This window comes from Pantoea sp. YU22, assembly GCF_003970755.1.
In the GTDB taxonomy this organism is placed as follows: Bacteria; Pseudomonadota; Gammaproteobacteria; order Enterobacterales; family Enterobacteriaceae; genus Pantoea; species Pantoea piersonii.
This window is the reverse complement of the sequence record NZ_RYDU01000028.1, coordinates 1-25,543: the sequence shown is the minus strand read 5'-3', so window position 1 is coordinate 25,543 and position 25,543 is coordinate 1. Positions and strand designations below refer to the sequence as shown.

At 53.6% G+C, this 25,543-nt stretch carries 23 protein-coding genes; 16 read left to right on the top strand and 7 right to left on the bottom strand.

Annotated elements, in window-relative coordinates; translation table 11 throughout:
- The 6 genes from EKL29_RS23425 to map form a co-directional block, all read left to right on the top strand.
- Nucleotides 1–291: hypothetical protein (locus tag EKL29_RS23425; protein WP_311779059.1), on the top strand; the 291-nt coding region annotated here is incomplete at its 5' end.
- A gap of 661 nt (nucleotides 292–952) precedes the next feature.
- The gene (locus EKL29_RS21870) at nucleotides 953–4,429 is read left to right on the top strand and encodes an autotransporter domain-containing protein (RefSeq protein WP_126690722.1); all 3,477 of its coding nucleotides are present in this window, start codon (nucleotides 953–955) and stop codon (nucleotides 4,427–4,429) included.
- Between the two features lie 147 nt (nucleotides 4,430–4,576).
- Nucleotides 4,577–5,173, top strand: coding sequence for a hypothetical protein (locus tag EKL29_RS21865; protein WP_120458281.1), 597 nt, complete (start codon nucleotides 4,577–4,579; stop codon nucleotides 5,171–5,173).
- A gap of 325 nt (nucleotides 5,174–5,498) precedes the next feature.
- The gene (locus tag EKL29_RS21860) at nucleotides 5,499–6,200 is read left to right on the top strand and encodes a tyrosine-type recombinase/integrase (RefSeq protein WP_311779058.1); all 702 of its coding nucleotides are present in this window, start codon (nucleotides 5,499–5,501) and stop codon (nucleotides 6,198–6,200) included.
- A gap of 45 nt (nucleotides 6,201–6,245) precedes the next feature.
- Nucleotides 6,246–6,491, top strand: a complete 246-nt coding sequence (locus EKL29_RS21855) for a ParD-like family protein (protein ID WP_120458402.1) — start codon at nucleotides 6,246–6,248, stop codon at nucleotides 6,489–6,491.
- Nucleotides 6,488–7,276: a type I methionyl aminopeptidase gene (gene map / locus EKL29_RS21850; RefSeq protein WP_126690721.1), complete on the top strand. Its 789-nt coding sequence runs from the start codon at nucleotides 6,488–6,490 to the stop codon at nucleotides 7,274–7,276. The genes EKL29_RS21855 and map overlap by 4 nt, the downstream gene beginning before the upstream one ends.
- Nucleotides 7,277–7,601: 325 nt before the next feature.
- Here the strand turns inward: map and EKL29_RS21845 are convergent, their stop codons facing one another.
- Nucleotides 7,602–8,516: a sugar ABC transporter substrate-binding protein gene (locus tag EKL29_RS21845; protein ID WP_126690720.1), complete on the bottom strand. Its 915-nt coding sequence runs from the start codon at nucleotides 8,514–8,516 to the stop codon at nucleotides 7,602–7,604.
- A gap of 630 nt (nucleotides 8,517–9,146) precedes the next feature.
- On the opposite strand from EKL29_RS21845, the gene EKL29_RS21840 reads away from it, so the two are divergent.
- Nucleotides 9,147–10,355: an aldose 1-epimerase family protein gene (locus EKL29_RS21840; RefSeq protein WP_126690719.1), complete on the top strand. Its 1,209-nt coding sequence runs from the start codon at nucleotides 9,147–9,149 to the stop codon at nucleotides 10,353–10,355.
- 410 nt (nucleotides 10,356–10,765) lie between these two features.
- On the opposite strand, the gene EKL29_RS21835 is transcribed toward EKL29_RS21840, so the two are convergent.
- The 4 genes from EKL29_RS21835 to EKL29_RS21820 all read right to left on the bottom strand — a co-directional run bounded on the left by EKL29_RS21835 (nucleotide 10,766) and on the right by EKL29_RS21820 (nucleotide 14,468).
- The gene (locus EKL29_RS21835) at nucleotides 10,766–11,665 is read right to left on the bottom strand and encodes an alpha/beta hydrolase (RefSeq protein ID WP_311779060.1); all 900 of its coding nucleotides are present in this window, start codon (nucleotides 11,663–11,665) and stop codon (nucleotides 10,766–10,768) included.
- A gap of 274 nt (nucleotides 11,666–11,939) precedes the next feature.
- Nucleotides 11,940–12,821: an NAD(P)/FAD-dependent oxidoreductase gene (locus EKL29_RS21830; RefSeq protein ID WP_126690716.1), complete on the bottom strand. Its 882-nt coding sequence runs from the start codon at nucleotides 12,819–12,821 to the stop codon at nucleotides 11,940–11,942.
- A complete protein-coding gene (locus EKL29_RS21825; protein ID WP_120458410.1) occupies nucleotides 12,811–13,251 on the bottom strand; it encodes an Rrf2 family transcriptional regulator in 441 nt (146 codons plus the stop codon). Before EKL29_RS21825 ends, EKL29_RS21830 begins: the two co-directional genes overlap by 11 nt.
- 323 nt (nucleotides 13,252–13,574) lie before the next feature.
- Nucleotides 13,575–14,468 (bottom strand): DMT family transporter, encoded by an 894-nt coding sequence (locus tag EKL29_RS21820; RefSeq protein ID WP_126690714.1) that lies wholly within the window; start codon nucleotides 14,466–14,468, stop codon nucleotides 13,575–13,577.
- A gap of 107 nt (nucleotides 14,469–14,575) precedes the next feature.
- Here EKL29_RS21820 and EKL29_RS21815 point away from each other — a divergent pair, with 107 nt between their 5' ends.
- The 3 genes from EKL29_RS21815 to EKL29_RS21805 all read left to right on the top strand — a co-directional run bounded on the left by EKL29_RS21815 (nucleotide 14,576) and on the right by EKL29_RS21805 (nucleotide 17,217).
- Nucleotides 14,576–15,910: a PLP-dependent aminotransferase family protein gene (locus EKL29_RS21815; protein WP_126690712.1), complete on the top strand. Its 1,335-nt coding sequence runs from the start codon at nucleotides 14,576–14,578 to the stop codon at nucleotides 15,908–15,910.
- A gap of 169 nt (nucleotides 15,911–16,079) precedes the next feature.
- The gene (locus tag EKL29_RS21810) at nucleotides 16,080–16,721 is read left to right on the top strand and encodes a DUF6886 family protein (RefSeq protein WP_311779057.1); all 642 of its coding nucleotides are present in this window, start codon (nucleotides 16,080–16,082) and stop codon (nucleotides 16,719–16,721) included.
- A gap of 46 nt (nucleotides 16,722–16,767) precedes the next feature.
- Nucleotides 16,768–17,217, top strand: a complete 450-nt coding sequence (locus tag EKL29_RS21805; protein WP_126690711.1) for an NUDIX hydrolase — start codon at nucleotides 16,768–16,770, stop codon at nucleotides 17,215–17,217.
- 176 nt (nucleotides 17,218–17,393) lie between these two features.
- On the opposite strand, the gene EKL29_RS21800 is transcribed toward EKL29_RS21805, so the two are convergent.
- Entirely contained in the window at nucleotides 17,394–18,023 is a 630-nt protein-coding gene (locus EKL29_RS21800) for a LysE family translocator (RefSeq protein ID WP_126690709.1), read from the bottom strand.
- Between the two features lie 290 nt (nucleotides 18,024–18,313).
- Entirely contained in the window at nucleotides 18,314–19,252 is a 939-nt protein-coding gene (locus EKL29_RS21795; protein ID WP_126690707.1) for an aromatic alcohol reductase, read from the bottom strand.
- Between the two features lie 82 nt (nucleotides 19,253–19,334).
- On the opposite strand from EKL29_RS21795, the gene EKL29_RS21790 reads away from it, so the two are divergent.
- The 6 genes from EKL29_RS21790 to fimD all read left to right on the top strand — a co-directional run bounded on the left by EKL29_RS21790 (nucleotide 19,335) and on the right by fimD (nucleotide 25,407).
- A complete protein-coding gene (locus tag EKL29_RS21790) occupies nucleotides 19,335–19,754 on the top strand; it encodes a helix-turn-helix domain-containing protein (RefSeq protein WP_126690705.1) in 420 nt (139 codons plus the stop codon).
- A gap of 544 nt (nucleotides 19,755–20,298) precedes the next feature.
- A complete protein-coding gene (locus tag EKL29_RS21785; protein WP_126690703.1) occupies nucleotides 20,299–20,589 on the top strand; it encodes a hypothetical protein in 291 nt (96 codons plus the stop codon).
- Between the two features lie 140 nt (nucleotides 20,590–20,729).
- The gene (gene fimA / locus EKL29_RS21780) at nucleotides 20,730–21,314 is read left to right on the top strand and encodes a type 1 fimbrial major subunit FimA (RefSeq protein WP_120458418.1); all 585 of its coding nucleotides are present in this window, start codon (nucleotides 20,730–20,732) and stop codon (nucleotides 21,312–21,314) included.
- Nucleotides 21,315–21,375: 61 nt separating this feature from the next.
- Nucleotides 21,376–21,954, top strand: a complete 579-nt coding sequence (locus EKL29_RS21775) for a fimbrial protein (RefSeq protein WP_158618944.1) — start codon at nucleotides 21,376–21,378, stop codon at nucleotides 21,952–21,954.
- 32 nt (nucleotides 21,955–21,986) lie between these two features.
- The gene (locus EKL29_RS21770) at nucleotides 21,987–22,676 is read left to right on the top strand and encodes a fimbria/pilus periplasmic chaperone (RefSeq protein ID WP_311779056.1); all 690 of its coding nucleotides are present in this window, start codon (nucleotides 21,987–21,989) and stop codon (nucleotides 22,674–22,676) included.
- Between the two features lie 79 nt (nucleotides 22,677–22,755).
- Nucleotides 22,756–25,407 (top strand): outer membrane usher protein FimD, encoded by a 2,652-nt coding sequence (fimD, locus tag EKL29_RS21765; protein WP_126690699.1) that lies wholly within the window; start codon nucleotides 22,756–22,758, stop codon nucleotides 25,405–25,407.
- Nucleotides 25,408–25,543 lie beyond the last annotated feature (136 nt).

Genomic DNA, 25,543 nt, shown 5'->3' with positions numbered 1-25,543 from the left:
AACAGATGTCACCGACAGAATATGAAAACCAGTATTATCAACGGCTCGGAAGTGTCTAGATTATCCGTGGCGATTCATTTGAGCCAGTTACAGGTTCCCCCCTGTGCCTGCCTGAACTGTTTCCCTTCTGCTCGCCAGAATGCGCGAAATTTAGCAATCTGGGCGGGCTCTGGTAGCTTATCAAGCTTCATTCCAGGAGACCGTTGCTCCTTAGTTGTAATTTCATTCTCCGGTGAAATCTGGTTACCCATTCGTTTAAAACCTTTTCAGACATTTGAAACTAAGGCCTGACGATCCTGCTCTACTGCATACCCCAAGGCAGAGATTAGGTTGTTGATTCTCGGGTCAGCTCTGTGCCAGAAGCTGACGTTGCACTCGAACTCTTATAGTAGATTTGAGTGCTATACCCGTAACAAAGAGAGATATAAAACCATGATCGAGACGATGTAAATCGCAGCGATAAATGATACAGAGGCCGTTACGGCACTAACAAGATTGGCTCACATCTTTGCAATCGAGCAGCTAATGGAACCGCCAGCTTAATATGGCAAGAAGCACTTCTGAGGCATGCAGTTTGAAGACCTTGAGGACGTCAAAATCAAACGTTATGTGCTGACAGCAGTTTGTTTATCTCTTTTCCCTTTCCTGCTCGAAAATCGAATGCATCCGTACACCCGGCTCTAATTCATTCAGCCGGTATCCTGCTTTTTAATCTGCAATATGCGTGTCCGGCCATAATCTGGGTCCAGTTTTTTATTCTAAAGAGTTTTATCTTCAGCAGAACTTATCATTTTAGAATCCTCAGACATCAGGAGGCTTCACTGGGAATGCGACTGAACGCGGCGGGGGCGCTTACATTCGCCAGGCAGTATTTGTGGCAGAAATATCTCATGATAATTTATCTTTTAGGATAAATCTTAAAAACAAACTAGCAAATGCTTCCGGGTGAACTATGGGCTGTACCAATTTTTTCGGGCGGATAATTGTCGGCCTGACGACTGCTTTTGTCATATTTTGCTCTGTGCCAGCTGCCTTCGCCCTGTCCAGTGGCTGCGCCGCAGTAAATGCCCTGTCGGGATCTTCCAGTCTTTCCTTCAGCTCAAACCGCTACCCGGCGTCTGACTTTGCGGCCGGTGATGCCCTGACACTGAGCTTTACCGACAGCGGTGCGGCATACGGCGGAAACGCGACGACCGCCGACAGCGTCAGCATCGCGCGTTATAACCTCAGCAGTTTCCAGACTTATAATGCTGCCAGCGCCACTAGTAGCACGTCTCAGACCGTGACCATCACCGTACCGTCAGGCAGCCTGGAGGCAAACGGCGTCGCTATCCGGGCCACGACGGCGAACGGTCAGATAAGCAACCTGGTGTTCAGCTGCACCAGCGCATCGACGGCCTCCGGCGACGCCACGCTCTCCGGTCTTACGCTTTCGTCAGGCACGCTCTCACCGTCGTTCAGTGCCTCAGCCAGCAGTTACAGCGCCTCGGTCGCCAGCAGCGTGTCATCCGTCACGGTCACGCCCGTTGTCACTGAAAGCCACGCCACCGTCACCGTGGACGGCACCGCCGTGGCATCCGGCTCGGCGTCCCGGTCCGTCAGCCTGGCAACCGACAGCACGACCAGCATTTCCGTCGTCGTCACGGCGCAGGACGGTACGACCCGGGCGTATACGATCAGCGTCACCCGTGCGGAAGCCGCCCCGGTTTCGTCAGGCAGCGCCGCCACCGTAGCCGCTAACAGTACGAACAACGTCATTTCGCTCTCCCAGAGTGGCGGAACGGCAACGTCAGTAACGCTTGTCTCCACCCCGGCTCACGGCAGTGCTGCGGTCAGCGGAACCACGGTTATTTACACGCCCGCAGCCGGTTATTCCGGCAGCGACAGCTTTATCTGGAATGCGTCTAACAGCGGAGGCACCTCGGCCGATGCCACCGTGTCTCTGACCGTCACTCCTCCGGCGCTGGCGGTGACGCCGGCATCGGGCGCACTGAACGCTGCCACCGTGGGGAACGCCTGGTCACAGAGTCTGACAGCCTCCGGCGGCACCTCGCCCTGGACCTGGTCCGTCACTGCACTGCCCGCCGGGATAACCCTCGACGCAACTACTGGCACGCTGTCCGGAACGCCCTCTGCCGCAGGCAGCTACAGCTTCCAGGTCACCGCGACGGATGCGAACGGTGCTACCGGCAGCGCCAGCTATACGCTGGTCGTCAGCGCCGCCTCGCCGGTGGCCAGCGACAGCACTGCCACCGTGGTCGCCAACAGCAGCAGCAATCCAGTCACGCTCAGTCTCTCCGGCGGGACGGCCAGTTCGGTCAGCATCGTGAGCCCGCCGGCTCACGGCAGCCTGGCCGTCTCGGGTGTGACGGTGTCCTACATCCCGGCCACGGGTTATGCGGGCAGCGACAGCTTCACCTATACCGCGTCTAACGGCAGCGGCACCTCCGCCAGCGCTCGGGTGTCACTTACCGTAACGCCGGTGCTGCTGACGCTGTCACCCGGCAGTGGCGCACTGAATGCTGCCACGGCGGAAAGCAGCTGGAGCCAGACGCTGACGGCCTCGGGCGGCCGCGCACCCTATACATTCAGTGCCACCACCCTGCCCGCCGGCGTCACGCTGAACGCGGCAACGGGTGCGCTGGCCGGAACGCCGTCTGCGGCGGGAAGTTACAGCTTCCAGGTCACCGCCGCTGACAGCCTGGGCAACAGCGGCACGGCCAGCTACTCGTTGGCCGTCAGCGCCGCCGCACCCGCCGCTCTGCAGCTCCAGCCCGCGGGCGGCGCCCTGCCTGAGGGGAAAGCCGGGCAGGCATATTTTCAGGCCCTCGGCGTCACGGGCGGCACCGCGCCCTATCGCTGGCAGCTGAGCGGCACCCTGCCGCGTGGACTGACTTTTTCCGACGGCGAGCTTTCGGGAACCCCTCTGGCCAGTGGAAGCAGTACGTTCAGCGTTCTGGTGACGGATGCCACCGGCAGGGCTCTGCAGGCCGCGTATTCGCTGGAAACTGGCGCGGAGGCACCGTCCGCGGCTGACCACGCCGCCACGGTTGCAGCCGGGCAGTCGGTTACTGTCAGCCTGACCGGCGGGGCGACCGGCGGTCCGTTCACCGGCGTCCGGCTGCAGGAGCAGCCGGACAGCAGCCTGGGTAAGGCATCAGTCCAGGCTTCCGGTGCCGACTATCAGCTGTTGTTCACCGCCGCCGCGCAGGCCAGCGGAACCCTCACGCTCCGCTATGTTCTGACCAGCGCCGCCGGCTCAACGTCACCGGCCCGGGTAACCCTGACCATTACCGCGCGCCCCGACCCTTCGAAGGATGCTGACGTCATCGGACTGGTGAGCGCGCAATATCAGGCCGCACAGAATTTTGCCCGCGCGCAGCTGCGTAACTTCAGCGACCGCCTGGAGCAGCTGCATCGCGGGGCTGACCTGCCTCCTGACATGACCGGCGTTCACTTTTCCATGCCTTCCTCCGGGCCGGAGCGTAATGCGGATCAGAAAATGTGGGGCCAGGCCTGGCTGCAGCAGAAATCCGGCCTGAACGACGCGCAGGCCCGGCCAGACGTTCCCGCCTTGCCTTTTGCTGGCGGGCAGCAGGCACAGCGGGTGTCGTACTGGACCGGGGGCTATGTCGATTTTGGCGGCGACAATGCGGACGGGGTGCGCTTCAGTCACACCACCGTGGGTGTCACCACCGGGGCCGACTATCGCTTTACCGGGACCTTTACCGGCGGAGCGGGCATTGGCTTCGGCCGCGACGTCAGCGACATTGGTGACGACGGCACCCGCACGAACGGGCGCGCACTCAGCGCCGCCCTTTACGGCAGCTATCACCCGGGTTCCTTCTTTGTAGATGGTTTGCTGGGACACGGCTCGCTGAACTTTGACAGCCGCCGTGCGGTAACCGATTCCGACGCTGTGGCCCGCGGTTCCCGATCGGGGCGTCAGGTCTTTACGTCACTGACCTCGGGTTATGAATTTCGTGCGCCCGACAGACTGGTTTCACCCTACGCCCGTCTGCAGTACACCCGCACGTGGCTGGACGGCTTCAGCGAGTCGGGCGCCGGTGCGTACAGCCTTGCCTATGGCCCACAGACGGCGGCGCAGGTCGTGACGGCCGCCGGACTGCGGGGGGAACGCATTGTGCCAGCCCGCTGGGGTGCAATGCGCCTGCAGGGGCGCATCGAGTATGCACAGACGCTTAGCAACAGTGGCACCGCGCGCGTCGGTTATGCTGACACCGCCAATGATACCTGGCGCGTGGCGCTGACCGAGACGAGCCGGCAGGTGATGACGGTCGGCACCGGCATTGATTTCCTTCTGCCGTACAGCATTACACCGGGCATTGCCTATCAGGGCACGCTGGGGCTTGATGCTCAGCGCACGCGCGACCAGATGGTGATGATCCGGGTGAACATTGGTTTCTGACAGTGTTACCGGGAAATGTACCTCCTGTACCGACGCCTGCAACGGTCGGTGACATTATGACAGCACGATCCGGCTAAATTATAAACTCACGGTACACGGCAGGTTTCAGACACCTGCGCTGACCAGATATAGATCAAGGAGTACTGAGTGTCAGACAATCCAATAGATACGAGTCATGGTGGCAAAGGCCGTGCCCCTGATGATGTCAGCAGCCGTGTGGATAAGGCCATGCAGGAGCAGCAGCTTTTAGCCGTTACACAGGCCGAGGTAGAGACTGAGCAGCAGAAGAAACGACAGTGTGCTGAACTGGCCGATCACCGGACCAGGCTTCTCAAAGCTGTACAGGTTGAAGCGCCCGACCTTGCCGCCCCCCTTTTTGAAAAACTCAGCGCTCTTGCCCATGATAATCATGAATTCGCGCCGCGTGAGGTTGTTGACCTTCTGAAATCCCATAAAGCCCGGTTCAAAGATGAGCCAGACTTTTTTGATTTAGGTATCGCTCAGCGTGCAGATCTTCTCGACCGCGTGGGATTCTACCGGGGCGTGGTGATCGATCATTCGCTGAGTAATTCGGTAGAATTCGGTTTCAGGGACGTTCTTATGAGACTGGATGACGCTCCCACAGAAAGCCAGCGGCTCCTGCCTGCCCGGCTTTTTTACCGCAAGCCTAACTTTTCAGGCTATTTCGAAAACTACTACACCACCTCTGAAACGATGTTTCAGACGCAAAAAAAACCTGCCTGAGTGACCCTTCTCTCTTTGGCTGGCTCCGCTGTTATTTCAACTGCTCGTCTATGTACTCATATTCAACGCTGCCCACTTTCCCGATCGTAACAGCATCAATACCGGGCGCTTATAAGCTTATTTTACCTGTAATGACTAAAGCAGTGTGTCTGGCAGGCCATAATACCGGCGTGGGGAAATCACAGCTGTTCTTCCCTTTTATCCGTATGAGTTTTATGTACCTGACTGTTCGGCTTTCTCAGGCCCAGCTGGTACATCACTGGTGGCAAACAGACAATGGCAGTTATCCTCAGGTGTGTGCTGAACGACATCTTCCGGGAAGCCATTGTGGCCGGGATTATCGAAAAAACCCTGTTGGACCTACGCGTACATCAGCCCCAAAATACAGAGAAGCCGGCTCTCAACAGAAGATCTTCGCAAATTGCTGGAGGCCACGCGTGAAGTGGAGCCGTGGTTTTATAAAGCCATGCTCATCGCGCTGTTAAGCGCACAGCGCACAGCGCACAGCGCACAGCGCAGAGAATATATCACCCGTATGAAATTCTCGGATGTCAAAGACGGGCGCCTGTTTATTACGCAAGGCAAAAAAGGAAACACGCTGGCCATACCTGTCGCGCTCGGGCTTCCTGAAATAGACATGACGCTGAGTGATGGCATTGCATTATGCCGAAGAGATAATCCTGCTGAGTATTTGATTTATTCAGCCACCAGACGTCACGGACGCAAACCCGGCCCGGTCTCGCCAGAAAATATTACCCAGGCATTTTCCCGAGCACGTGCGCGCTGTGGCCTGGACACAATCGAGAATCCGCCGACCTTTCACGACATAAGAAGTCTGTCCGGACGCCTGTATGAAGCCAGACAGGGCGAAGCTTTTGCGCAGCGGCTGCGTGGCCTTAAAAACCTTCCAATAACCAAAAAGTATCTTGATCCCCGCAGAGCACGAGTACGTGCTGGTCTAAAGCATGTATATGATTTTCGGACATTTTCGGACAGTCTAAAATTCTCCTTGCATGTCAGGCGGTAAAAGTTAAGCTATATACAAAACATATATATTCCATATAAGGCCGCTATGGGCATTGTTAAAATTTCCGACCTGATGCATGAGAACCTGCGTATCGCTAGCCAGGCGATGAGCCGCTCCATCAATGCGCAAGCCGAACACTGGCTTAAGCTGGGCATGCTGGCGGAGCTTTATCCGCAATTTACCCAGCAGGAGCTGGCGCAGCTGTTGATCCGCGTTGAACTGGAGCATGGCAGCGACCTGCGTCAGTTGATATCGACTTCCGAACGCATTCCACAAGGAGACGTGCAGTGAAAAGAAGCGTGAAGATCCATACCTCAGAACAGATTGAACTGGCGCGCGCGGCGGGTCATGCCGCTGCGCAGGTGCTGGCGATGATTACGCCGCATGTACAGCCGGGCGTGACAACTGAAGAGCTGGATGATATTTGCCACGACTTTATCGTTAACGAACTGAAGGTTATCCCCGCCAATATCGGCTATCAGGGATATACGCGCACCACCTGTATTTCAGTCAATCATGTGGTCTGTCACGGTATTCCCTCAGCGAAGAAGCTGAAAAAAGGGGATATCGTCAATATTGATATCGGCATTATTAAAGATGGCTGGTACGGCGATACCAGCCGCATGTACTTTGTCGGCGAACCGTCAGTGCGTGCCCGGCGCCTGGTAGACATCACCTATCAGTCGATGGTTGCAGGCATTCACAGCGTGAAACCGGGCGCTACGCTGGGAGATATCGGCGCGGCTATTCAGCGCGTCGCCGAAGAGGCAGGTTTTTCGGTCGTGCGCGACTATTGCGGCCATGGCGTCGGCCAGATTTATCACGATGAGCCGCAGATTCTGCATTACGGCACGCCAGGCGAAGGTCTGACGCTTCAGCCAGGCATGATCTTTACCATTGAACCGATGATCAATGCCGGTAAAGCCGGCACCAGCGTGCTTTCTGACGGCTGGACGGTGGTCACGAAAGATCGCTCCCTTTCCGCCCAGTGGGAACATACGGTGGCGGTGACCGAGGACGGGTTTGATCTGCTGACGCCCTGGCCTGATGGCACCGGCGACTATCCTGCGGTTTAACGCTTAAGCGAGTCGCGCACAAGCATTTAGCTGGATGTGCAGCCGGAACCAGGCAAAGTAGCAGAGGGCGCTGCTGACCAGCGCGCTAAATGGAAGTGTGTACATTCTTCTTGAGACTGCAGTGCTGGCAGCGTTAAAGCTGATTTTCTGGCGTCGTCCGACGTCAGTAATGGTTTCCTCGCCTGCCTGGCAGGCGAGGATGATATCAAGCCGATAGATAATAACCGCCCCTGTCCCGAGCAGAGTAAGTCGCTTCCGCAATGCCATTTATCATGGCTAGCCCTACGCCCGGCTGACAGATGCAAGCCGCCTGCTTTAAACGTATTTACTCGCTCTTCGCAACGTACTTCTGCATATTCTCTTTGGTCACCAGCTCGAACGGAATCCACAGGTGCGAATCCACTTTCTCGCCTTTAATCAACTTCTGCGCCACATCCACTGACGCCTTGCCTTGACCCACTGCATCCTGGAACACTGTCACCTGCATCTTGTCTTGTGACATCGCTTTCAGCCCGTCCGGTGTGGCATCAATGCCGCCCACTAAAATCTTCTTATTGCTTTTAGCCAGCGCCATTGCTGCACCTATCGCCATCTCGTCGTTATTGGCAGCAACGATATCAATCTCTTCGCCGTTACCGATCCAGTTCAGCATGAGATCCATGCCTTCGTTACGCGCATAGTTAGCAGGCTGTTTCTGCACGACCTTCATTCCCGGATATTTCGCCACAACCTGCTCTACATCTTTAGTACGTTGCAGTGCGCCGGCATCCGTCAGGTTACCGATCATGATGGCCACATTGCCTTTGTAGTTAGCCATTTTCGCCAGTGCTTCCATCTGCAAGGTGCCCGACTCCCGCTCGTCGGAGCCGACAAACACTACGCCGTTCGGCAGTGTTTTATCGCCCGGCGTACGGTTCACGTAGACCAGCGGGATCTTCGCCTGCTGCGCCAGCCGGGTCAGCTGTGGGGTGCTGGCGGAATCTACAGGGTCGACGATGATGGCGTCCACACCCGCGCCGATAAAACTCTGCACCTGATCGGTCTGGCGACCTACATCGCCGCGGGCATCTTCAAACTGCACATCAAGCCCGCGCGCTTTGGCCTCTTTATCTATCGACTGGCGAATAATGGTTAAAAAATTCTGGTCGACGTAAGCCATCGATACGCCGATTTTTTCTGCCAGCGCTGAGGCAGAACTGGAGAGCAGACCAAGTAACAGTATCGCCTTGAGGATTTTCATTAGGGACTCCAGGGTAAGCCTTTAATTAGAATAAATGTTTCACTGAGTTTAAAAATGACTCAATAAAATCATTTTCAGCCTACGAGGTGGCAAATACGCTGACAATCGGCATGATGGGATTTTGCTGCTAAGCGCACACTTTACTTGTGGATGTATTACGACTTGCACGCCTGGAGCGGTATTGCGACGATTTTTTTAGAGTTTGAACCCGCTATCGTGCTTACGAATAAGGTTGCCTTGCAGAAACGCGTCAGTCCCTCTCAACATCTGGCTGATGGTGCGTGCCAGGGGCCCACGTTGTGGCACTGCGCTTTAACAGCGACCTCTGGTGATTAACCCGCTCTGAAGAGCAGTTCAAAACCTGTGTTCTACTAATGAATGAGCAGCCTGTCGGTTGAGAGATATGTTTAGCTGAAACGATTTAATTAAAATCCCCTCTTTTCTGTCTCACCCTTTTACACCTGCCAGAATTGCGCGTTTTTTAAGCTAACGTGTGTGATACGGATCTTATTTATCTTATTCACTGCATAGAAAATCACACCAGGTGAGCCTCATCACGTTTTCCCTCAAGCGCTATTTATACTCTTGGCCGGCTTTAGCTAAATCAATTCAGCAACAGGATGCGTAAAAATGAAAACTGCACTTTTCACAGGCATGGTTATGGCGGCGATCAGTGGTCAGGCTGCAGCACAAACGTGGGTGCTGACCGATGCTGAAGCCGGAACTGACAAGGGAAACTGGCAGACAGACAGCGAGAAGCTGAAGCTCTCTGGCGAAGCGTTCAGCATAGAGCAAAAAGTATTACATGGTGGCAAGCAGGAGGGCTCAAAGGTGCTGACCATTACCAGCAAAAATGGGCTGACCATAGCGCTTAGCCCAACGCGCGGCATGGATCTGCTGCATGTGAATGGCTATGGCGTACGGCTGGGATGGGATTCACCGGTAAATGAGGTCGTTAATCCTGCCTATATCAATCTCGAAAGCCGCAATGGATTAGGCTGGCTGGAGGGTTTCAATGAAATGATGGTGCGTTGCGGTTACGAATGGACGGGTCATCCGGTAGTGAAAGATGGCATGGTTTATACCTTGCACGGTAAGGCGGGCAATACGCCAGCTTCCAGGGTTGAAGTCACTGTTGACGATAAAGCGCCTCATGAGATTCGCGTTCGCGGCCTGCTAAAAGAGCACACGTTCAAAAAAGCCAATCTGGAAACCTGGACCGAGCTACGTTATGTGCCTGGCGCTAATTCCTTTACTCTGCATGATGTGCTGACCAATCGTGGCGATTATCCGCATGATTATCAGATCATTTACCACAGTAATTTTGGAACGCCGATTCTGGAAAAAAATGCGCGCTTTATCGCGCCGTTGAAGTCCGTTTCGCCCTTCAACGATTATGCCAAAACGGGCCTGAAAGAGTGGAACATTTACGGCGCGCCAACTAAAGACTTCGATGAAATGGTCTTTAACCTTGTGCCGAAAGCAGACAATAACGGCAAAACGCTGGCTGCGGTGATCAACAGCAAAGGCGATAAAGGCGCCTCAATTGAATTCGATATCCATCAGCTGCCGCTGCTAACCATGTGGAAAAACACTGATACGCTGAAACAGGGTTACGTTACGGGTATTGAGCCAGGCACTAACTATGCCTATCCGGTCACGATTGAAAAAGAGCAGGATCGCGTGAAGCAGTTGCAGCCCGGACAAAGCACTACCTTTGAGCTGACCTATACGCTGTTGAATAACGCCAGCGCGGTCAACCAAACTGAGCAGCGCATCAGGCAGATCCAGGGGGAAGAGAAAACCAGGGTGGATGAGAAACCCATCGCGGTAGAATAATCCTGGCAGTCAGGCGCGCGATCGGATCGCCCTGCTGTTGAGTGTTATCCCCCTGACTGCTAACCAGTCAGGGTTTTATCAAGAGTGGCGGGCCGCTTTATGCCGGAAGCGGCCGCCTGATGTATCGGGTAAGGCTAACGGTCAGATACGATTCTTCACGTCAGAAGAACAGTTCAGAAGGCATGGCCCACACGATTTTCCTCAAAGCAGGACGCTTTCATCTTATGGACTAGATTTTGGCGGCCGTTGGGCATGAGCTCGTAAACGTGCCTGAGGTTTGCTGCCTCCTCATTAACGCGCCTGTGCCGGCTAAGGCCCTGTTCATTCATCTGTGAAACCGAGCTCTGCCCGGCATGTGTCATACCGATCCCAGAAGCCCCTGAGAGCATTAAAGCTACGCGCTCTATTAATCAGTGCTCAGCCAGCCATTTCTCATATCGTTTGGGCCATTCTTCTGTAGGGGTTCCGGGCCTGCCCATGCTGAAGCCATGTCCACCACTCGAATAACGGTGTAATGCTACGGGCACATGTTTTGCCTCACAGGCCGAAAACATAATAAGAGTATTGGCTGGATCAGAAACAGGATCATCCTTTGCCTGAACAAGAAAAAAGGCAGGCGCAGAAGGCGTAACATAATTCTGAACAGACCATTCAGCTTCTGCTGCTGATGAAGCGTGCGCACCTGCAAATATTTTGTGCACGGAAGTATGCGTGTAAGGCTTTTCAAGCGTAATGACGGGGTATATAAGCGCTGCGCTGTCGGCTTTTGCAGGAATCTGATCAATCTCGTCTGTTGGTGCATAGGATTCAAATCCTGGACGCAGTGCAAGCATTCCCATCAGGTGTCCACCTGCGGAGAATCCCAGGACGCTTACCTCTTTTTCCCTCTCCCGGACTATGCGTAATGCTCGTTGCGCATCCTGCAACGCGACCAACTTCCCGTCGTGCCAGCCTTCATCGGGCAGACGATAGCTCAGGATATAACTTGTATATCCACGCGCGGTTAGCCATGCAGCGGCAGGCAATGACTCTTTACCTGCTTCTATGCGCTTGTAACCGCCGCCGCCTGCTATTAACACCGCTCGTCCATTCGGACGGACGGGATTAATAACGGTGAGGGTCGGAACGCTTATATTGCTCTGTGCTCCGGAAGCTGAAACGTGCATCTGTCCTACTGGACCACCGCCGTCAGGGGGCGTGCTGTTCCAGAGCGGAATGAGGGTATTTTCCCTGAATGACGAGGCAAAGGAGAGGCGGCCTGAAACAAAGGCGGTCGCAGCCAGACCGGTAAGAAAAAAGCGGCGGTTCAAGGTCACGCTCCTGGAAAGCCAGCCAGTATTCACTTCAGGAACTAAAGCACAAAATTGTGCATAAAAAATGGATTGCGTATCTTTTCTGGTCAGGTAAAACCCGAAAGCTGCCGACGCGCGCGCAACGGATGCGGTAGTTACTGACATACCGGGCGCTATATGTAAGCGGTAAAAGACCACGTCACCTCTGCCTGCAGCCTGGTCGAAAACAACCTGTATGCCGGCTCAAAGACGGCTCAGTGGTAATCAGGCTCGCCCAGGATAAACCCGCGGATCAAAATATCAGTGATCGATGGACGGCTGCTCCTGCCCATGCGCCGTCTCCGACCGCCAGAGAGACCGAATGTGGCACGCGAGCTACATCTCCGCAGGCAAACGCACCAGGAACTGTCGTCTCCTTCAGGTCATTACTGCGGATTTGAGTACCAAACAGAGTCTCTTCCATTTCACAGCCCAGGGTTTCCGCAATGTCCGTAGCTGGCAGGCATCGGGGTGCAGTGAATATTCCGGCAAAACGTAATATACGCCCATCGGCAAGCTCAATATCCGCATCATTGACCAGGCGCTTAATCGGCGCAGCCTCAACGGTGATACCGCGCTGACGTAAATCTGTCTCTGTTTCCTCGTTCAGTACAACAGCATTGTTAGTGAAGAGAGTAACGCTACCCCATTCTGCAACCATCTGCGCCTGATGTGCGGCCATCTCGCCGGTTGCAATGACCGCCAGGTGTCCCAGGTTGAGTTCGTAGCCATGGCAGTAAGGGCAGTGAAACACATGCTGTCCCCATCGCTGCTGTAGACCATCAATTTCTGGAAGGTGGTCTTTGACCCCCGTGGCAAAGAGTATACGGCGTGACTCAAAGCGGTCGCCTGCGAGTGTCTGTACCTGAAAAGCCTCTTTTTCACCGGTTACTTTTTCCGCACGGCCCTGATACCACCGCAAAGAAGGGTAACGCATGAGTTGCTCACGGGATTTTTCAAAAATCACGTCAGGAGCGACGCCATCCTGTCCGAGGAAACCGTGCGAATAGCTGGCAAAACGGTTTCTTCGTTCTCCGGCATCAATGATAAGCACCTGACGCCGGGCCCTTATCAGCTGAAGGGCAGCCGCCATACCTGCATAACTACCGCCAATGATTATTGCGTCATATTTCATGCTTACCTCCGTGATTGCGTCTTTCAGCATCGGCCAGCAGATCGGCCAGGGTAATGCGCCCGAACTGGGCCAGCAGTAGCGCTTCAGCCTCGTCAAAAGCCTCACACAGGGCGGCGTTAACGGCCTGCTCAATCAGACATTCGGGGTGTTCATTGCGATTGCCTATAGCAAAAACGGCTGGCTCTCCCAGTACGTCATGTAGCTGACGCAGAGTAACCCGGTCCAGCTGCGCCGTCAGAGACCATCCCCCTCCGGGGCCCGCCGTTGATGAAACCAGCTGCTGGGTGCGTAAGAGCCCCATCATGCGACGGATAACAACTGAGTTCGTGCCGACACACTGTGCAAGGTACTCAGAAGTCAATGGTTTAGCATGAAGCTGCATGTGCAGCAGAATATGCAATACGGTCGAAAGTCGGCTGTCTTTTTTCATGTAACTAACGATATTACGATTATCACTACTCCGCAACCTCAAAAGCATTTCGCTTTGAATAGTTCAGGCTGTTTTTACTGTCTGGCGGGGATGGAGGGATCCGCGTTTCGCTCGCAGTGGGCGGGCCGACTTCCAGCGAGATTACAGCACTCTCCGCTTTTAACTGAAAAGGTGAGCATAAACACCACTTCCCGTTGCCACTCTTCCCCTTAACGCCCAGGCGGGACAGAATTAGCCGGAGCAATACCAGGAAGCAGAATGGTGGTTTTACACCAGAAGGGAACCGTCACAAACAGCCTGCTACAACAGCACCGTTACGAACCTTAATGGGCAAATTTGCGCGAACCGATAACGCAGAGAATAACTCCCAACGTGACTGCAAGCATCGCAGGGGTTACCGTTTCTGACAGCAGCCAGGCTGAAAGCGCGAGCCCAAAAAAAGGCTGCAGCAGTTGTAGCTGACCTACGGATGCAATACCGCCAGCAGCTAATCCTTTGTACCAGAAGATGAAACCGATCAGCATACTAAAAAGGGATACGTATCCCAACGCCAGCCAGCTCTGTACGCTAATTGCGCTAACTTTCTCTGGTATGAACATAAAAGTAGCGATGAGCATTAGCGGCAGCGAGATGATCAACGCCCAACTGATGACCTGCCATCCGCCCAGCTCACGCGACAATTTTGCGCCTTCGGCATAGCCCAGCCCGCAAATAACCACGGAGGCCAGCATCAGCAGATCGCCATTCGCGGAGCTGGAAGCACTCTGCGTCAGAGCAAATCCAGACACTAACAGGCTGCCAATTGCGGAAAATAGCCAGAAAGTCAGTCGCGGTCTTTCCCCTCCTCTCAGTACGCCAAAGATGGCGGTCGCGAGCGGCAATAACCCCAGAAAAACGATGGAATGTGCAGAGGTGATATGCTGCAGCGCTATTGCCGTCAGTAAGGGAAAACCGATAACAACGCCCAGCGCAACGACCACTAAGGAAAATATCTGGCTGCGCCGCGGACGCTGCTGCCTGAAAAGCAGAATCAGCATAATTGCCAGAACACCAGCAATGGACGCCCGCATAAACGTCAGAAAAAGAGGGTTCATATCCTGAACCGCTATCCGTGTGGCGGGTAACGAACCGCTGAATATTATTACGCCCAGCAAGCCATTGACCCAGCCGGACACTGCACCAGGCACAGCTTCATTAACCCTGTTTGTTGCCACCATATCCCTCACTTAGTTCGCTGGCAGAAGCAGCGCGTCGACAAAATTGACAGCCCCTATGCTAGCCCTCATGATTTGTGACAATCAAAAAATCGTCATGGATACAATTTATGAAGGCACGCTATAAAGCTATCGTGGATGAATACGCCGCCGCGATTCGAAGCGGTAGCCTTCCGGCTGGCACCCGACTCCCGACACACAGAGCGCTCTCCGGTGAAAAACATATTTCTCTGGCAACTGCCACGCGCGTATATACAGAACTGGAAGCCATGGGTCTTGTGAGTGGAGAAATCGGTCGCGGAACGTTTGTCAGAGATATTTCATTGCCTGCCGGACTCGGCACTGACCAGCATGTGGTGGCATCAGACGTGGTGGATCTGAACTTCAACTACCCTGCTTTGCCGAACCAGGCGGACCTGTTACGAGAAGCAATGCGCCAGCTGGCTACGACAGGCGATCTGGAATCGCTGCTGCGTTATCAGCCTCACGCCGGGAGACAAAACGATCGCGATATCATTGCGTCATGGCTGGCGAAAACGGGCATTACAGCCTCTGCGGATAACATCCTGATCGTGAATGGTGCCCAGCATGGCCTCGCTGTTGCTGTAATGGGCCTGCTAAAACCTGGCGATGTCGTGGCGGTCGATGCCTTGATCTACCCAGGCTTTAAAGCCCTGGCCGCTCTTTATCATCTGGAGCTTGCCCCGATACCTGCCGGTATCGATGGTCCTGACCTGAACGCGCTCAGGCAAATCTGTCAGCGCAGGCGCGTCCGCGCCATCTATACCATGCCTACGCTGCATAATCCGCTTGGCTGGGTGCTGAGTCATGCCCAGCGCAGGGAGATCGCTCTGATTGCCCGAACCTTTGATCTGATCTTACTCGAGGACGCAGCCTATGCTTTTCTCGTTCATCGTCCTCCATCGCCACTGGCCTGTTATGCACCCGAAAGAACGGTCTACATTACCGGTTTTGCGAAAAATATTGCGACCGGTCTGCGTGTCGGGGCCGTGGTTTGCCCGGCTGGCATGCGAGGAGCGCTTGAGCGTGCCATTCGCGCCACAACATGGAATACCCCTTCTCTGATGGTCTCCATTATTTGCGGCTGGATTAAAGATGGCACGATCAGGCGGCTGGAATCCCTGAAACGGCGTGATGCCCGCCAGCGTCAGGCCATTGCCCGCGAGATACTGTGTGATGATGACTGGATAAGTCATCCCAGTTCGTACTTTATCTGGTTACCGCTACCCGGTGAGATCAGAGCTGAGCGAATTGTGCATCGTTTATTAAAGCAGCAGATTTCTGTTTCTACCGCAGAGCCATTTAGCACATCACAAAACGTGCCTCATGCCATACGCCTCGCGCTAGGCTCAGTCAGTATGGATAAACTCCGGCTTGCCCTTATTGCGGTCAAAAAAACAATCGATTATGAAAAGGATATTTAGGTGATGTAATAAAAGTTGCTCGGTCGTCGCGTCGCAGTCTGTCGGGCTTGAGCTGGCACGCTAACAGCTGCCTTACTTCACTAAAATAATCGTCCCGAATGACCGCGCCATAAGCCCCCTGATAAACAGCCAGAACAGGAAGTAAGGCGTTCATATAAATAAAATCTTCGTGCCACAGAATAACGATGTCGATCTGCTGTACCTGAGCTTTCAAAAAATGGAGTACTCAATGCGCCTCTTTCATTTCAGTGATAACCCGAACATATCAATCTTCAGGCCGCGCCCGTTGCGGGTACATGTCGACAGGCCAGCAGGACAGGAATGGCTGAACGGTTCATTAGTATGGACAACAGATGAAGCTCATGAGCTTCTTTACCTTTTTCCGCGTGAGTGTCCACGCATCGTTTTTTGGCCTCTGCCTGAAACTACCCAAACGGACAGGGAACGATGGATGGGCGAGGCCACCAGCTCAACAGCAATAGCCTGTATAGAACAGGCCTGGCTTTCCCGATTTAAGTTCGGACAGGTTTTCAGGTATGAGCTGCCCGCGGACTGTTTTGAATATACGGGCGAAGTGGGGATGTGGGTATGCCGAACCGACGTTATACCTGTGAGTCTTACCCATTTTTCCCGCCTTCCCGCAGAGCTTGCAGAGAGAAATATTGCGCTTCGCGTTTTCGACAGGCTGACACCTTTGAAAAATATCTGGCAATCAACGCTGCACGCAAGCGGAATCAGACTGAGGAATGCTCAGGACTGGGGAAAGCCAGGATGGACCCATTCAAAACCGGGTCGCCAGGTAATAATCTGATGCACGGCAGTGAGCACAGTCATTATTCAGTCATTAAGGAGCTAATTTGAGCTACGTTTCAGAAATGCGCAGCATCATCGGTCACCGTATGCTTTTGCTTGCGGGTGCCAATGTCATCATTGTGCGGGATGACGCTTATATATTGCTTCAGCAGCGTACAGATTCAACTTGGGGACTACCGGGAGGACTGCTGGAGCCAGGAGAATCTCTGGAGCAAACGGCCATGCGTGAAGTAAAAGAGGAAACTAACCTCGATATTCACTCACTTACCTTTCTGAAGATTTTTTCAGGCCCAGAGTACAGTTTTACGCTACAAAACAAGGATGAAATTAACGTCCTTACCGCCCTGTACTTCACCCAAAACTGGTCAGGTGAATTAATCAACGATCCCGCCGAAGGTCTGTCTCTTGAATTTTTTCCTGTGGACCGGTTGCCTTCACCAATGAATGAAGAATATATCACTTACATAAATTACTTTATGAACCAGCATACATGACCTCAGGTAGCCGTACTGTTCCTGATATGTAACGTCAGTACACCTACTGAAGGCATTACCTTCCCAACAGACTCCAGCCTCAGAGCCGGAAAGTCTGTCGGAATATTTGCCGCTGTTCGCCAGTAGCAAAAAAGACATAACGAACAGGCGGCGTAGCAACAAATAAGGCGCCCTCTTTAGCTACGACTAAATACCAGCTTCAGACCTGCAATCGTAAAGCAGCATGCTAACAGCGCATCAAGCCCACGACGAATACGACGATAAAATGCGCTCATTACTGCGGTTGAGAAGAGTAGCGCATAGCCGCAGAACACCAGCACGCAAATGGTCGCACAGCCGAAAATTATGGTGGGTAAAGTAGAGACTGCCGCGCCTGGTTTAAGTGCGACGGACATGATCGCCACCCAGGTGAGGATGGCTTTAGGGTTGCCAACGTGCATCAGGATCCCCTGGCGAAACAGTTTGCCATAGGCGACGCTTTTATCGCTGGTGGTCACCATGCTGGAGTCAGAGCGGGCCAGCGCGGATTTGCCCGCTTTAAATGCCAGCCATAACAGATATAAACCACCGCCGATTTTTAACACTATCAGCAACTGTGCAAAGGTCGCCAGCACGGTTAGCACACCACAGGCCGCCAGCAACGCCCACATCATCGAACCGCTTATCACACCACCCGCCAGGGCCAGCGCTGCGCCGCGGCCTTTTTTCATTGCCGTCCCCATAATGGCCATATTGCTTGGCCCGGGGCTGGCAGTGGCGACAAAGTAAGTGGTGTAAATCAGGATTAATTCGTGCGAAAGCGTCATGTTTTCCTCGATGATATCGTTGTCCTTCCTCTGTTATATCGGCCCGTTCGAAAATTTACCATGTTACGTTGTTAATTCTGGCGATGCTTTTCCAGACCGCGGCCTTCTGATCGGCAGGAATGCGATCCGCGCCCGGCAGGGTTTCATTCACGGGTAAGCACGAGCCCGACGCCTGGTATAGTTTCAGGAAGAGAAAAACTGGCAGCCACCGACTCACACTCCTGCAGATAAGAGTCGCTAAGTAATTTAGCGACAAGACCATGCCAGACGTAGCGCCTGTATTCTGTGTTTTACCGATCCTGACGAGATTCAAGCCATTGTGCGGCTGTGGTCGTTGCTATTCCCCGACGTGCATTGAATGTTTCTGCTTTGCTCCATGCAACGCCATCAGAACGCGCAAAAGCGAGTCGGTATTTCGCTGCGATATCATCCGGGTGGTTTTGCACGTCGTTGCGAAGCTTTTCATTGTTCAGCAACTTCCGCTGAATATTTTCACCCCAATGGGCCTGCATCAAATCAGCCAGCTCACGATACGTTAACGTATCGCCGGCGATATAAATGATCTCATCACGAAAAAGGGGCTGATGAAAAAATATCTCTGCGGTCAATGTGCCGATATCCTCTGGCGTAGTTAGCGTAACGGCATTATCCCAGTCACCGAGTCCATAAACGGTTTTACCTGGATCATCCACGACGCCAAAACCGGGTTCAAACAGATAGCTGGTAAAGATCCCCGTAGAAACGATCACCCAGGCAGTGTCTTTTTGATCGCGCAACCTATGGCGCACCTCGAGCTGTTCATCCCAAACCTCCTGCCCGCTTCCTTTTCCCACCACCTCATAGTCCACACCGAACTGCCAGGGAAAGTAGCGTGCAACGCCTGCTGAGAGTACCGCCTGCGTAATTTTTAACTGCGTACCTGACCCACCAACAAAGCCGCTGCAGTTGATGACCGCGTCAAAGGCGCTAAAAAGAGCGCTTAGCTGTTCTACAGACTGTTTTTCCAGATCGCCTTTCACGATTGAAATGCCCAGCTTACGTAACGCATCCAGCCGTTTTTCTTGCCTGCCACTGCTTCCTTGCGCGGCGTCGTCCCGAAGCAGCACGCTTATCTTATTTTGCGGATATAACTTTGTCTTGCGGCTGAATGCACGTAACACCGCCATACCCAGTTCACCGGCGCCGATCACTAAAATCTGCGTTTCTGATTTCTTATGCGAATACGTCATACTGTTCTCCTGCTGTTTTAACCAGCCTGACACGGACCGAGATTTGGGTTCAATTAGGCACATCAGTGATACCGGAGGAACAATGAACCTGGAGCGCGAGGCGGCACTGCAATTTTCCAAAGAAATATGTGAGCAGCTCAGTGACGATGATGATGGTTTGAAACGCGAAATATTAACGCATACAGGCAACCGCTGGTCGCTGGGCGTGGTGCATATTTTGGGCACGAATGGACCTATGCGTCATGCCGATATTCGTCGCCGTCTGAACGGCGTAACGCAGAGAATGCTGACCCGCACGTTGCGACAGCTGGAGCGTGACGGACTGATAGCCCGATTCGATTACCAGGAAAAACGACCGCGGGTCGAATATTCTGTTACCGAGCTGGGCAAAGAGATGCTGATACAGATGATGCCGGTATGGCGCTGGATAATTACCTCTGCAGAGCATTTTCGCAAGGCGCGAGAAGAGTATGATTTAACAACGGCATCAACCACTCCGTAACATTATCGCTAAAAAAGAGGCTGAAGGGCGAGATCCTGAAAGGCCCAGGATTAAATGGCTAACGCTGCCCTTGCACTTACTGCCTCGCCCCGAATTCGGTATGCCTTTACCTCTTCCTCGAAAAGCACCCGAAAAGAGAACTTATAATCCACCAGACAACCTCATTATCGCGAACGGTTTTGTATTACTTTTGTTAAATGATGATATTTTTTATCAAACCATTTATTTAGCATTTAATTAATAACGATATAAGTTAATGGTCAATAAACGACTCACTTAAACTTTTTATTCTTTTTCTGGGATTTTTTTGCCAAAAAACATCTTTTTTACAAGCGGCAAAAAAATTAAAACCAAAACAACCCCATCTAATTCATTGAATAATTTGGGTTTATTTTGACTAATATCATAACACGCCATCGTTCAATTCGATCATTAACCCAATAACAATAGCTCCAGGCTATCGTGATTTGAATATTGATCGCTGTTGCCGATCAATCTGAAATGGATATACTAGCCCCACCGAAACGGATGGTAGCAAAAATAAATGAATTCTGAACGAAAGCCGAAAGAAATATCGGCCCCGCATTTTCTTACGCGGAAAAGAGCATTAAACATACTTAAAGCCTATGGTTTCATAGAAATAGCTGATGCAATTAAATTCCTTCAACTTATCTGCGGCAACGAACTGGACACCAGTGAAATAGCCTATTTAAGAAAGAAAATAGAGTTTTGCCTGAAAAATCACGACAATCAAAGCGACTATTTTATTCCTCTGAGAGAATTCGCAACCGAGCTCGATTGCCTCAGCGACATTAAACTCTCCTCAAACGTATAAAAACAAACAATAAAATAAACCATTAGCATCATGACGCCATATTTATCAGCACACTGAAGTACTGATAAATATGGCTGCGCGGCAGCCTGTATTGAAAATAAATTGCTGATAATACGATCACTTACAATGGAGTCTTTCAAATGAAACTGAAAACAATTGCGGTAACAATGGGTACGGCGCTGGCCTTATTTGCAGGTGCGGCTAATGCGGGTGATCCGCCACCGGCGCCGCCAACCGTTACCGTTAACGGCGGTACCGTGCATTTTAAAGGAAAGCTGGTGGCAGCGCCCTGCTCCGTCAGCACGGATACCAGCGATCAGGAAGTTAAGCTCGGCGAGTACACCACCCACCACTTTAAAACGGCGGGTCAGCTCGGTGCCGTGGTTCCGTTCCAGATTAAACTGGAAGACTGCGATTCCTCTGTGGCAAAAACTGCAGCCGTTGCGTTTTCCGGCCGTGCGGACAGCACCACTTCTGACAGCTCACTGCTGGGCATAGATCAGGATCTCTCTGGCGGTAACAGCGGTACGGCATCCAACATTGCTATCCAGGTTCTGGATAACCAGTCAAAGCCAGTTAAATTTGACGGCTCTACTTTCGTCAATAAAACCACGCTGATTGACGGCGAGAACATCCTGAAATTCGCCGCGCAGTATAAGTCTACAGGCGTGGCCACCGCTGGCGATGCCAACGCGGACGCTAACTTCATCATGCAGTACAACTGATTTATCTGCCTTCGCGGGACGGCCGGCTTATGCCGCCCCGCACACTTTCCCGGATTATTTCATGAAATATCCACAACCTCTGATGTCGCTCTTGTTCATGCTGTTGATTCACACCGGATGCGCGATGGCGAGAAACGTTCACGTCATCATACCAGGAGGTGAGGTTCATATGCGTGGACAGCTGACGAACGGAGCATGTGTCGTCAGCGCTGACAGCCAGGACCTGCATGTGGATATGGGGCAATACATTACCCATGCATTTGAACGGGTGGGTGACCTCTCCACGCCGGGTATTCCGTTCACCATCAGGCTGACAGACTGTATGCCCGGTATGGCGGGCGGTATCGGCATTACGTTTTCAGGAATGACAGCCCCTAAAGAGCCAGATGTCTTTCTGGTTGCCGCTTCTGACGCACGACCAACAGGCGGTTCCGGAAGCGACGGTTACAGCGGCCTTGGATTATTAATCACTGACCCGGCGGGACATCAGGTCATACCGGGAGGCGTCCCGGATTTTTTTTCCCAACCGGACGGAAGCGATATCGCGCTTCATTACATTGCGCGCTATCGAGCAACGTCGCGTAGCCCCTTGCCCGGCGAACTGCACAGTGAAGTGCGATTTGATATTGCCTACCCGTAATGCTCACTGACTTTAGAAACAGGTTTCACACTATGCAAAAAATGGTCTCTTTACTCCCGGTTGCTGCCCTGGTGCTTTTCAGCTGCCAGCCTGCCACGGCGGGCGGCATTGCGCCCGGCGCTACGCGCGTCATTTATCCAGAAAGCGACAATCAGGCTTCTCTCGCTGTCACTAACAGCGACAGCCATGAACGTTACCTGATTCAGGCCTGGGTCGAAGACGACAAGGGTCAACGCGATCGCGAATTCATTGTTACCCCGCCGCTGTTTGCTGCGGCGCCGAAAAGTGAAAACACGCTGCGTATCGTCTATACCGGCAAACCTCTCCCCCAGGATCGCGAAGTGGTCTACTGGATGAACGTCAAGGCCATCCCCGCCGTAGACAAGAGTGCGATCAAAGGTGCCAATACTCTTCAGCTGGCCGTCCTGTCAAGGATGAAGCTGTTTATGCGCCCGGACGGGCTGAAGATGAGCGAGCCTGAATCCGCGGCGCAGCTGAGCTTTCAGCAGACGGCAGGACAACTTATCGTTAAAAACCCAACGCCCTATTACCAGTCGCTCGTCAACATCAGCGTGGGTAACCAAAAACTCGAAAGCACCATGGTTGAGCCCTTTGGTCAGCGAACGCTGAAGCTGCCAGCAGGCGCTACCGGGCCAGCGCATTACCAGACGGTAAATGACTACGGCGCCATCACCCAGCAGAAAATGGGTAAATCCTCTTAACCTGTTCCTCAACTCGCACTTTCCCGCATGTTGATATCCCGTGCGGAAAATCAGCTCGTTCAGATCTGGGAGTCAAGTCATGCATCAGTTAAAGCGCAAAGTACTGCGTAATCCGTACCGGGTTCCCCGTTTCCGGTACTCTGCGCTTGCCGTATTTGTTGCACTGGCAGGCCCTGCCCGAGCCCAGGACTGGTTTAATCCCGCCTTTTTGTCCAGAGACGGAGGGGAAGTAGCGGACCTGTCCCGCTTTGAAAACAGCGCTGGACAACTGCCCGGCATGTACCGGGTGGACATATGGGTAAATGACGAATTTATCACCACCAGTCCCCTTCGCTTTGATGCGGCAAAGGCTGACAAGAGCATCACGCCCGGCCCAGAGCGGCCAAAGGATGATGGCACAGGGCTGGTCCCCTGCCTGACTCTACAATGGCTAAAGCGCCTCGGGGTAAATACGGCGACGGCTGATGAACTGAAGAAGATGAAGGATGAGGGACAGTGCGTTGATTTCATGCGGATCTTCCCGGGCGCATCGTCATACTATGATTTTTCATCGCAGCGGCTGACGCTGACCTTCCCACAGGCGGCGCTGCAGAACAGTATCAAGGGCTATATCCCGCCGGAAGAGTGGGATGAGGGCATTAACGCCGGCCTGCTGGATTACACTCTGACAGGCAGCAAAGGGAATGACAGCAGTAATTATTATCTTAATCTCACCAGCGGCCTGAACCTGGGGGCCTGGCGTCTGCGCAACAACGGCGCATGGGTTTACTCGGATTACAGCAACGGTAACAGCCAGCGCCAGTGGCAGAATATTTCCACCTATGTTGAGCGTACCGTCATTCCCTTTAAAAGTGAGCTGGTGCTGGGCGACAGCAACAGTTCGGGCGATATTTATGACAGCCTGGGGTTTCGCGGCGTCAGACTCTACACCTCAGACCCGATGTATCCCGATAGCCAGCAGGGGTTTGCGCCAACCATCCGCGGCATTGCGACAGGCCGCTCACAGGTGACGGTCAGACAGAACGGATACGTAATCTATCAGAACACCGTTCAGTCCGGCGCGTTTGAAATCACCGACCTCAGCGCCACCTCGTCCAGCGGCAATCTGGAGGTAACGGTTAAGAGTGAATCGGGTGCCGTGCAGACGTTTGTGGTCCCCTATTCAACGGTGCCTCTGCTGCAACGCGAGGGGCGCCTGAAATATGACGTAGTGGCCGGGCGCTATCGCAGCGGCCTGACAGGTAAGGATGCCCCCCTCTTTATCCAGGGAACCCTTGCCAAAGGATTCACCAATGGGGTGACGCTTTACAGCGGAAGCCAGGTGGCGAAAATCTATACCTCGGCCGTGGCCGGCGCAGGCATAAACCTGGGTACCTGGGGTGCCGTGTCAGCCGATATTACCACTGCCCGCAGTGAACTGGCCGACGGTAGCTCGCACAACGGCCAGTCGGTGCGCTTTCTCTATGCCAAATCCCTCAATAACTATGGCACCACCTTCCAGCTGCTTGGCTATCGCTACTCCACCCGGGGATTTTATACCCTGGATGAGGCGGCCTGGAGCGCCATGAATGGCTACCAGTATGAATGGAAAGAGGATGGCAACGGCCAGGGTCGTCATCAGGAACCCGTCAGCTATCACAACCTGCGCAACAGCAAAAAGGGTCGCCTGCAGATGAGCGTCTCGCAGCAGGTGTCCGATATTGGCTCGCTGAACCTCTCGGCCACGCGACAGGATTACTGGAACAGTACCGGCAACGACACCTGGTATCAGGCGGGCTTTTCCAGCGGCTGGAACGGCATTAACTACAGCCTTTCTTACTCACTGAGCCGGAGTAACGGCATGCCGGGGACAGACCGTCTGGTGTCGCTGAACGTGTCGATCCCCTTTGGGCGCTGGCTGGGTCATAGCATGGCAGAGCACGACCGCCTCAATAACATGTATGCCACGGCCCAGATGAGCCGAGACCAGGACGGCGTCACCCAGATGCAGACGGGCGTCAGCGGAACGTTGCTTGAAGGGAACAATATGAACTACAGCGTGATGCAGGGGCACAGCAGCCGGAGCGGCGGCAGCGGCAGCCTGAATGCAAGCTGGCAGGGAGAAGCGGGCCGGGCCAGCGGCGGCTACAGCTATAGCCAGAATGAACACGCCTGGAACTGGGATCTGTCCGGCGGCGTAGTGGCCCATGCGAACGGCGTCACTTTCAGCCAGTCGCTGGGAGACACTAACGTGCTGATTAAAGCGCCGGGCGCGAAAGGCGTTCACGTGGAGAACGAAACGGGGGTCAGCACAGACTGGCGGGGCTATGCGGTAATGCCCTATGCCACCGTGTACCGACGTAATCGCGTTGCGCTGGATGTGAAGAGCCTGGATATACATACGGACCTGGATGACACAGTTCAGGACGTCGTACCGACCCAGGGCGCCATCGTGCGGGCGGAATACCGGACCCACGTAGGCCTGCGGGCAATGTTTAGCCTCACCCATGATGGCCATCCCGTTCCGTTCGGAACGGTAGTCACTGAGAAAAGCGTCGGCGCCACGGGTATTGCCGATGATACCGGCGAGGTTTATATGGCAGGAGTGCCAATGAAGGGTGTGCTGGAAATGGTCTGGGGGGGTAGCGATCGGGATAAATGCAAGGTGCCGTATGCCCTGCCTGCCGGCAGTGAATCGCTGCCCGTAGCAAGGATGGCACTCGACTGCATTGCCGCCAGGGGAGAAAAATGAAAAAATTTCTTAGTCAACTCGCAATTATTGTTGGGATTATTAATACGCCTTTAGCTTTTGGTGATGCTGCCAACTTACTGATTTAGTGTATGATGGTGTTTTTGAGGTGCTCCAGTGGCTTCTGTTTCTATCAGTT

Bases quoted from the DNA above. Each gene is read 5' to 3' on its own strand.
- EKL29_RS21870 (WP_126690722.1), top strand. From the start codon at position 953: ATGGGCTGTACCAATTTTTTCGGGCGGATAATTGTCGGCCTGACGACT.
- EKL29_RS21855 (WP_120458402.1), top strand. From the start codon at position 6,246: ATGGGCATTGTTAAAATTTCCGACCTGATGCATGAGAACCTGCGTATC.
- EKL29_RS21845 (WP_126690720.1), bottom strand. From the start codon at position 8,516: ATGAAAATCCTCAAGGCGATACTGTTACTTGGTCTGCTCTCCAGTTCT.
- EKL29_RS21840 (WP_126690719.1), top strand. From the start codon at position 9,147: ATGAAAACTGCACTTTTCACAGGCATGGTTATGGCGGCGATCAGTGGT.
- EKL29_RS21830 (WP_126690716.1), bottom strand. From the start codon at position 12,821: ATGAAATATGACGCAATAATCATTGGCGGTAGTTATGCAGGTATGGCG.
- EKL29_RS21825 (WP_120458410.1), bottom strand. From the start codon at position 13,251: ATGAAAAAAGACAGCCGACTTTCGACCGTATTGCATATTCTGCTGCAC.
- EKL29_RS21820 (WP_126690714.1), bottom strand. From the start codon at position 14,468: ATGGTGGCAACAAACAGGGTTAATGAAGCTGTGCCTGGTGCAGTGTCC.
- EKL29_RS21815 (WP_126690712.1), top strand. From the start codon at position 14,576: ATGAAGGCACGCTATAAAGCTATCGTGGATGAATACGCCGCCGCGATT.
- EKL29_RS21800 (WP_126690709.1), bottom strand. From the start codon at position 18,023: ATGACGCTTTCGCACGAATTAATCCTGATTTACACCACTTACTTTGTC.
- EKL29_RS21795 (WP_126690707.1), bottom strand. From the start codon at position 19,252: ATGACGTATTCGCATAAGAAATCAGAAACGCAGATTTTAGTGATCGGC.
- EKL29_RS21790 (WP_126690705.1), top strand. From the start codon at position 19,335: ATGAACCTGGAGCGCGAGGCGGCACTGCAATTTTCCAAAGAAATATGT.
- EKL29_RS21785 (WP_126690703.1), top strand. From the start codon at position 20,299: ATGAATTCTGAACGAAAGCCGAAAGAAATATCGGCCCCGCATTTTCTT.
- fimA (WP_120458418.1), top strand. From the start codon at position 20,730: ATGAAACTGAAAACAATTGCGGTAACAATGGGTACGGCGCTGGCCTTA.
- EKL29_RS21775 (WP_158618944.1), top strand. From the start codon at position 21,376: ATGAAATATCCACAACCTCTGATGTCGCTCTTGTTCATGCTGTTGATT.
- EKL29_RS21770 (WP_311779056.1), top strand. From the start codon at position 21,987: ATGCAAAAAATGGTCTCTTTACTCCCGGTTGCTGCCCTGGTGCTTTTC.
- fimD (WP_126690699.1), top strand. From the start codon at position 22,756: ATGCATCAGTTAAAGCGCAAAGTACTGCGTAATCCGTACCGGGTTCCC.